Origin of the sequence: Streptomyces sp. NPDC060198 (assembly GCF_042728415.1) — a bacterium.
In the GTDB taxonomy this organism is placed as follows: Bacteria; Actinomycetota; Actinomycetes; order Streptomycetales; family Streptomycetaceae; genus Streptomyces.
Window position 1 is genome coordinate 1 of sequence record NZ_JBHWZJ010000305.1, and the last position, 8,208, is coordinate 8,208.

Annotated in this window: 7 protein-coding genes; 2 read left to right on the forward strand and 5 right to left on the reverse strand. The window is 71.1% G+C overall.

Annotated elements, in window-relative coordinates; translation table 11 throughout:
- Positions 1 to 35: 35 nt before the first annotated feature.
- Both ACFWEP_RS27265 and ACFWEP_RS27270 read left to right on the forward strand, forming a co-directional pair.
- The gene (locus ACFWEP_RS27265; protein ID WP_387373811.1) at positions 36 to 593 is read left to right on the forward strand and encodes a DUF2243 domain-containing protein; all 558 of its coding nucleotides are present in this window, start codon (positions 36 to 38) and stop codon (positions 591 to 593) included.
- On the forward strand, positions 590 to 1,435 hold the full coding sequence (locus ACFWEP_RS27270; RefSeq protein WP_387373812.1) for a cytochrome c oxidase assembly protein: 846 nt from the start codon (positions 590 to 592) through the stop codon (positions 1,433 to 1,435). The genes ACFWEP_RS27265 and ACFWEP_RS27270 overlap by 4 nt, the downstream gene beginning before the upstream one ends.
- Positions 1,436 to 1,482: 47 nt before the next feature.
- Here the strand turns inward: ACFWEP_RS27270 and ACFWEP_RS27275 are convergent, their stop codons facing one another.
- The 5 genes from ACFWEP_RS27275 to ACFWEP_RS27295 all read right to left on the reverse strand — a co-directional run.
- Positions 1,483 to 2,673 (reverse strand): PP2C family protein-serine/threonine phosphatase, encoded by a 1,191-nt coding sequence (locus ACFWEP_RS27275; protein WP_387373822.1) that lies wholly within the window; start codon positions 2,671 to 2,673, stop codon positions 1,483 to 1,485.
- Between the two features lie 813 nt (positions 2,674 to 3,486).
- Complete coding sequence (locus ACFWEP_RS27280) at positions 3,487 to 5,301, reverse strand: bifunctional sugar phosphate isomerase/epimerase/4-hydroxyphenylpyruvate dioxygenase family protein (protein WP_387373814.1); 1,815 nt, start codon at positions 5,299 to 5,301, stop codon at positions 3,487 to 3,489.
- Between the two features lie 13 nt (positions 5,302 to 5,314).
- A complete protein-coding gene (locus ACFWEP_RS27285) occupies positions 5,315 to 6,181 on the reverse strand; it encodes a shikimate dehydrogenase (protein WP_387373816.1) in 867 nt (288 codons plus the stop codon).
- The gene (locus tag ACFWEP_RS27290) at positions 6,178 to 6,438 is read right to left on the reverse strand and encodes a type II 3-dehydroquinate dehydratase (RefSeq protein ID WP_387373818.1); all 261 of its coding nucleotides are present in this window, start codon (positions 6,436 to 6,438) and stop codon (positions 6,178 to 6,180) included. Before ACFWEP_RS27290 ends, ACFWEP_RS27285 begins: the two co-directional genes overlap by 4 nt.
- A gap of 33 nt (positions 6,439 to 6,471) precedes the next feature.
- Positions 6,472 to 8,208, reverse strand: a 1,737-nt coding sequence (locus tag ACFWEP_RS27295; RefSeq protein ID WP_387373820.1) for an FAD-dependent oxidoreductase, incomplete at its 5' end; no start/stop codon positions are given.

An 8,208-nucleotide genomic window follows, 5' to 3' on the forward strand; every position in this document is an offset into this window, starting at 1 on the left:
CTTCCGCACGACGCGTACCCGAGAGGAGAGCGACGATGGTCACGAGCACGGCCCGCCCGGCGGAGCACACCCTGCCCGTCAGCATCCGGCTGCCGGGCATCCTGCTGGGAGTAGGGCTCGGCGGATTCGTCGACGGCATCCTGCTCCACCAGCTCCTGCAATGGCACCACATGCTCACCAGCACCAACGACGACCGGATCGGCGTGAAGTACTACTCGCCGCATACGGTCTCCGGGCTGGAGATGAACACCGTGTGGGACGGCGTGTTCCACACGATCTGCTGGCTGGCCGTCCTCACGGGCCTCGCCGTCCTCTACTCCCGGGTCACCCACGGCCGGCGCAGGGTGTGGACCTCCCGGGTGCTGTGGGGGTGGGTCCTCGCCGGCTGGGGCCTGTTCAATCTCGTCGAAGGGCTGCTGGACCACCAGATCCTGGGCATCCACCACGTCCACGACGGCCCCCACCGCATCTGGTGGGACCTGGGCTTCCTCGCCCTGGGGGCCGTACTCCTCGTCGCCGGGTACCTTCTGCGGCGCGGCGGCAGGCCCCTCGACCCGGAAGAGCCGGCTTCGCCAGGGGTGCCGGGCCGGTGACGGACCACGCCACGCACGCCCATCAGGCAGGCGCCGACGCGTGGGAGTCGTGGGTCCCCCTGACCGTCGCCGCACTCCTCGCCTGCGGATACCTTCGCCTCGTCCACCGGGCGCGGCAACGCAACCCCGCTCGCGGATGGACACGGTGGCGGGCCATCAGCTTCGCCGCCGGGTGCACGCTCCTCGGCGCCGCGCTGAGCCCACCCGTGTCCACCTTCGCCCACGCCGACTTCCGGGGTCACATGGCCCAGCACCTGCTGCTCGGCATGTACGCCCCACTCCTGCTGGTCCTCGGCGCACCGGTCACGCTGCTCCTGCGGACCCTGCCCGCCCGCCGCGCCCGATCACTGACCAGGCTGCTGCACACCCGGCCCCTGCGCGCCGCCGCCCACCCCGTTCCCGCCCTGCTGCTGAGCACCGGGAGCCTCGCGGTTGTGTACGGCACCCCCCTGTACGACGCGACGACCGCACGACCGGTCCTGCACTGGCTCCTGCACGCCCACTTCCTGCTCTCCGGGTGCCTCTTCGCGCACGCCGTCGCGGGCCCCGACCCGGCGCCCTCCCGGCCGACAGTGCCCGCCCGCCTCCTGGTCCTCGGTGTCGCCGTCGCCGCGCACGCGGCCGTCTCCCAACTGATGTACGGCGGCTTCCTCATCGACGTGCACGCCCCCGTCGACCACGTGCGGGGCGGCGCGGAAATCATGTACTACGGCGGCGACATCGCCGAACTGCTGCTGGCCGGAGCACTGGTCGCCACCTGGCGCCCCGCCCGCCGCCATCGTCCGGGCATCGCCGCACGCCTCGCCCCGCGGACGGATCGCGACCAGCTCCCACAACTCTGATCCCGGGAAAAGGGGCCGACGCGGAGCGGCAGACGCACGCCGGTTCGTCAGCGCTTAGGGCGGGGCCCGGTGACAGGGCCGTGCCAGTCCAGGCACAGGACGGTGGCGTCGTCCTCGGGCGGCTGTCCCTCATAGGCGTCCGCGACCGCGGTGACGAGGGCGCGTACGACTTCGCGCGGGTGGTCCGAGGCGGTGGCGCGGATGATGCCGGGCAGGTCGACCAGGTGTGCTTCGCGCTCCTGCATGCCGTCGGTGTGGAGCACGATCCGGTCCCCAGGACGCAGATCGAAGTCCTGTACCAGGTAGGGGCCTTGCAGGGCTACGCCGAACGGCATGTTCACCGTGAGGCGCACCTCGCTGACCTCACCGTCGCGCAGCCGTAGGGGCCAGGGATGGCCGGCGTTGACGAGCTGGGCGCCGGTGCCGTCCAGGGCGATGCGAAGCAGCTGCCCCGTGGCGAAGGTGCGTCTGCCGTGGTCCAGGAGGGCGTGATGGATCTGGCGCGCCTGTTCTCCGAGGTCCGCGCCGGAGCGGCGGGCGTTTCGGGAGGCGTTGACGAGGAGGGTGGCCATGAGCGAGGCATCGACGTCGTGGCCCATGGCATCGGTGACGGACAGGTGCAGGGTGTTGTCGTCGAGGCTGTAGTCGTAGGTGTCGCCGGCGATGTCGGAGGCCGGAACCAGGGCGCCGGCGAGGGTGAACTCGGCAGCTTCGCAGGCCGACGCGGAGGGCAGGAGCTGGCGCTGGATCTCGGCCGCCAGGCTGACGGCGGTGGTGCGGTTGCCCCAGTGGTAGAGGTCGGTGAAGCGCCGATCGGTGACGATGATGTACGCCAGCGCGTGCGCCGCCTCCTCCACCTGGTCCAGCACGTCCTGAGGAGCGACGGTCAGGAACAGTTCCAGGACGCCGATGGTGTCACCGCGGTTGGTCACCGGAGCCAGCACCCGCAGCCCCTGCTCCCCTTCCGGAGCCTGCACCAGTTTCTGCGTACGCAGGACCTCGTCGTAGACCCCGCTGTCGGCAAGGGAGACGCGCTCGGCGCGGTCCTCCTGCGGCGTGTCCTCCGTGTCGCTCACCCGCAGCAGACGCCGGCCCACGACGTCGACGAACAGGAACGACGCGTACCGGGCACCGAAGCGGTCGCGGAGGTTGCGCGCGACGACGTCGAGGGAATCCACCGGCGCGGCGCCTTCCGCCGCCACCAGCACCTCTGCCAGCCCGATCCGGTCACTCTCCATGACAACCTCCCAAGGTGTTGGGGTCCTCCTGCCCGGTCCGCGCGATTGTGTGACCGGGCCCTCTGCGGACCCGGGCCTGTGGGGCGGTGCCGGACCGGGGCAGAGGAGGGCCCTCGCGGCGTAGAAGCCGCCGAGGGTGGAGGCGAGGGCTCCCAGAAGCAGGCGCAGCGCGAGCTCCGGGAGACGGGGCTGGAGGCGTGCCCCTGCGTACCCACCGACCATGCCGCCGAGGCCGCAGCAGATGCCGAGGTACCAGTCGGGGGCGATGTCGCCGCTGTGGGTGAGGGACAGCACGGCGAAGGTGACGGCGCCCACGACCGAAGTGGCGAACGTAGAGGCGAGAGCGGCCGGGGCGACACGGGGGACCGGCGTCGTCCGTGGTCGGCGGCGAGTGAATGGGCCAGGGACGGGGCCACGATGCCGAGGGGCCTTCCGAGGCAGTTGGCTCTCGCGGCCGGAAGACCGCCGAGCCGATGACCCGCCGCCGGCCGTGCAGCGGGCCGAGGATCGCGCGGTGGCCCGGTGGCCGTTGGGCGCGGGGCGGCCGGCGCCCAGCAGCTCGGGCAGGGCCGCACGGGCCGCCGCGTTGTCGCCGAAGACTCTTCTGCGATCTGATCCGGCGCGTGGCCGATGCGGACCAAAGGGCCCCGCAACCCGTCGGGACCTTTCGTCCCACACCCCTGACCACCGGGCGGCCGACGATCCTCGTCAGGGCGTCACCGAGGGCGGACGAACCGCTCGCCGACGCCACAGGCTTTCCTGTGCCTCGGGATGCGGCCTCCGACGGACCGGCGCCGATCGGCACTCGACGGCTCAGCCATCAGCACGCGCAGAGGCCGGCGCGTGCTGAGCCGTGAGCCGGGCGGGGGCGTTGGCCATGCCGAAGCCCTGGTACCCGCCGACGCGTTGGACCAGCTCGAAGAAGACCCGGTCGACGGTGACGGTGTACAGGTGCAGGAACTCGCCGTGCTCGTCCCGGTCGTACAGCAGTCCGAGTTCGCGCAGCTCCCGGTGGCGTTCTTCGCCGAGGTCGAAGCGGGCCCGCAGATCGTCGTAGTAGTTGTCGGGGATGGGCAGTGTCTCCGTGTACGGCAGGTCGCGGAGTCGGCGGGCGGTCGCGCGGATGTCGTCGTCCGCGAGGGCGATGTGCTGGCCCGGCAAACCGCGTGGGCCCACTTTCGCCATGTTGAGGACCAGTCGCAACGTGCCGGCCCGGTTGGTCATGGCGCGGCTGCGCAGGAGTCCGTACGGATCGGCGACCTCGATGCTCTCGTGCGGCCTCAGGCCGAGGACGGAGCGGTAGAAGAGGGCGGCCTCGTCGAACTGGTCCCACGGGTGTGCGAGCACCACGTGGTCGATCGAACGGATGGAACCGGGTGCGTCGCCCCTGGGGACGGTGGGGGAGAAGTCCTCGCGCCACAGTGGCTTCGCCGGGTCGCAGAAGAAGAGCTCGGTGCCGTCCGGTGCCGCCACCGCGTCGAGCAACGCCTCGTCCGGGGCCCGGTCCCGGGGCAGTACGGGTGACATCAGTGCCTTGGCGCGTGCGGCGGAGAGTGCCGGGTCGGGGGAGTCCAGTCCGAGTGCCACCAGGGAGGTGGCACCGTCGTCGGCGGCCTGGGGAACCGTGCGGTTGAGGAGGATCGTGGCTCCGGACTGTTCCCAGAGCTCGACCGGCTTGGTGCCGTGCTGCCCGGTGGGGGAGAAGCCGAGGGCGCTGAGCAGGGAGCCGAGACGTTCGGGGTCAGGGGTAGCGATCTCGGCGAAGGCGAATCCGCCGGGTTGACCGGGGCGGGGCAGGGGTGAGCCGGTGGACAGGACGTCGGCGACGGATTCCTCCAGAGCCTTCAGCGAGCGCATCGCGTCGACGGCGGTGCGTCCGGCGTCGGCCTGCCGGAAGCTGTCGTTGAAGATCTCCAGCGAGAGCGGCCCCGCGTAACCGGTGCGCAGGACGTGCGCGAGGAGCGCCGCGAGGTCGAAGCCGCCCTGGCCGGGGAAGCAACGGTAGTGGCGGCTCCACTGGAGCACGTCCATGGCGAGGAGTGGTGCGTCCGCCAGCTGGAGGAAGAAGATCCTGTCGCCGGGAACGGCCTCGATGCCCTCCGGTTCGGAGCCGCGAGACAGGATGTGGAAGCTGTCGAGGCAGGTTCCGAGGTTCGGGTGGTCGGCGGCCCGGACGATTCGCCAGGCGTGCAGATAGGTGTCGACGTGCCGCCCCCACGCCAGAGCCTCGTACGCGATGCGGATGCCGTGGTCGGCTGCGCGCTCGGCGAGTTGCCGCAGTTGCTCCGCGGCGAGGTCGTCGTCGGTGACCGCGTCGGGGGAAGCGTTCGAGCAGACGAGCAAGGTGTCGGTGCCCAGGCGGTTCATCAGCCGGAACTTGTGCTCGGCGCGGCGCAGGTTGGCCCGCAACCGTTCGGGGGAGGTCGAGTCGAAGTCCCGGAAGGGCTGGTAGAGATCGATGGAGAGACCCAGTTGCTCCGTTCGCTCGCGCACCTGCTCCGGGGAGAGTGGGCATCCGAGCAGGTCGTTCTCGAAGATCTCCACTCCGTCGAACCCGGCTCGTGCGATGGCGTCCAGCTTCTCGGTCAGGGATCCGCTGAGGGAGACGGTGGCGATGGAGGTGCGCATGTGGGGCTCCTGCCTAGGCGACGAGGGTGGCCATGTGGGCGAGCATCCGGTCGGGGTCGGGTTCGGTGCCGGTGAATAGCCGGAAGGCGTGCGCGGCTTGGTGGACGGCCATGCCGCCGCCGTCCAGCGTGCGGCAGCCGAGCGCCCGCGCCCGGCGAAGCAGTTCCGTATCCAGCGGGCGGTAGACCACGTCGGCGACCCAGAGTCCGGGATGCAGCAGTTCTGCGGCGAGTGGCAGCCCCGGGTGATGGGCCATTCCTGTCGGGGTGGCGTGCACCAGCCCATCGGCTGCCGCGAGGAGCGGGGCTGCCTCGTTCCAGGATGCGGCGCCCGCCCGGTCCGTGCCGAAGCGGGCGGCGAGTTCGGCGGCGAGCGACGACGCCCGGTCGGGTGCTGTGTCGATGAGGGTGAGCCGATCCGTCCCGAGCGTGAGCATCGCGTGTGCCACCGCAGCCCCGGCGCCGCCGGCGCCGAGTTGCACGACCCGCCGGGTGGGGGCGTCTCGCATGCCCCGCGCGAACGACTCGGCGAAGCCGCTCCAGTCGGTGTTGTGTCCGCGAGGACTGCCGTCGGCGTCGAACACCACGGTGTTCACCGCGCCCAGTGCGCGGGCGTCCTCGGACAGGCTGTCGAGGTGCGGGATGACGGTCTGCTTACCCGGATACGTGATGTTGAGGCCGTTGTAGCCGAGCCTGCCGGCGGTGCGGACGAGCTCGCCCACGTCGTCGGCGCCGAGACCGAGTGTGTCCAGGTCGAGTGTGCGGTAGACGAGCCGCAGCCCGTTCTGTTCCGCCTCCTGTTCGTGGAGTGCGGGGCTGAGGGAGGGACCGATGCCGGCGCCGATGAGCCCGACGAGGTACGAGGGAGGGGACGAGGTCACCTTGCGCTCTTCTCCAGGGGATGGGCGATGTGAGTGAGTGCGAGGGCATGGCCGTGAATGCCGGCGCCCGCCATCGTGGCGTCCGCCACCTCTGCGACGTACGACCGTCGCCGGTGCGCCTGTCGCCGGTGGACGTGGGCTTCGGACGAGGGGCTCGACGTCGGCGAGGGCGTCCGAGCCGTGCGGCTCGGGTTCACGCAGGCCGAGGAGGCTGAGGTCGGGTCCGTGAGGGCCGGTAAGCGGGGCGGTGACGACATGGTCTCTCCCTGACGCGAGGAAGTGGGCGGAGATCAGGGCTGGTGGTGGCGTGGAAGTGAGCGGGCCGCGTGGCGAGCGGCCAGGTATCCGAAGGTGAGCGCGGCACCTATCTGGCATCCCGCTCCCGGATACTCGGCCGCCATCGGGGAGTTCGCGTCGTTGCCACAGGTGTACAGGCCCCGGACGGGCTGGTCGCGTTCGTCGAGCACCTGCGCCTCGGGACTGGTTCTGAGACCGAGCGAGGTCGCCAGTGGGGTCGGGACCACGGCGATGGCGTAATACGGGGCCCGCTCGATCGGGCCGAGGTTGACGTTCGGGGTGTGGTCCGGATCGCCGTACTGGTGGCCGTACGGGTGCCCGCCCTTTCCGAACTCCTCGTCGACCCCGGTCCGGGCGTAGCGGTTGCTGTCGGCGATGGTCCGGGCGAGACCGGCGGGATCGACCGCGATGGCGGCCGCGAGCTCGCCGACCGTCCGGCCGCTGCGCAGGTATCCGGAGCGGAGGTGCCGTTCGAGAAAGGGGGCCGGGGTGTGCGGGCGGATCATGCCGAGTCCGTAGGCGGCCAGGGACCGTGCGTCGATCACGAGCCAGGCCGGGATCGTGGGTACGGACGCGTGCGCTTCGTACATGGCGCGCACGAAGCGGTGGTAGGAGACGGACTCGTCCACGAACCGGCGTCCCGCCGAGTCGACCGCGATGATCCCTGGTCTGGCTCTGTCCCAGATGTGGGGGAAGACCGCGGTGGAACCGTCCCCGCGGCGGCCCAGAGAGCTCGGGAACCACAGGGCGTTGTCCCCGTCCGACTCGCGGAGCGCACCGCCGGCCGTTCGTGCGAGATCCATCGAGTCGCCGGTGGCTCCCTCTGCCGCGCGAGTGAACTGCGCCGTGGGGGTGGGAAGGTGGCGTGCACGCCACTCGGGGGAGGCTGAAAACCCGCCGCCGGCGAGGACTACGCCGGCACGGGCGGCGATGCGGACGGTCCGACCCCGGCTCGTCACCACCGCACCTACCACGCGTCCGGTCTCGTCGGTGACCAATTCGGTGGGGCGTGCCGTGAACCACACGACGCCGCGGCGAGCCAGAAGCTGGTGGTAGAGGTTGGCTGTGAGGGCGTTTCCCATGGTCAGACGGGTTCCACGGGGCCAGCCGAGCATGTCGGCTGCCCAACGCAGGCCCAGGCGCAGCGCGGTGACCATGCCGGTCGCCGATCCCCTGAAGACGGTGAGCAGTTCGTCGACCTCCGCGCGGCGGACCATGAGGGTGCCGCCGAAGAGGGCGAACTCCCTGACCGGACGCCGGACGCGGCGGAAGTGCTTCTTGCCGAGGAGCCGTCCGTCGAAGGTGTGGGGTTCGAGAGCCCGTCCCGTTCCGTAGCCCGGTATCTCGGGGTGGTAGTCGACGGCTGTCGCCGAGTGCCGGAATCCGATCCCCATCCGTTCCAGATGGTCGACGGCTCGGGGCGCGTGGGTGAGATAGCTCTCCCGCAGCTCCTTCGGGGCGCGGTTGCCCACGAGAGTGTCCAGATAGTCCCGTGCCGCGGCGCTGTCGGCCGCCGGGTCGTCCTGGTGGCGGTGTCCGGGGATCCAGGCCGTGCCGGCCGAGTACGCGGAAGTACCGCCGAGCCACTCGGTCTTCTCCAGTACGAGGACGTCGAGGCCCTCCTGGGCGCCGACGACAGCGGCGGCCAGGCCGCCTGCCCCGGACCCGACGACGAGCAGGTCGACGTGATGGTCCCAGTGGTCGGTCATGATGTGGTTCCTGTCGAGATG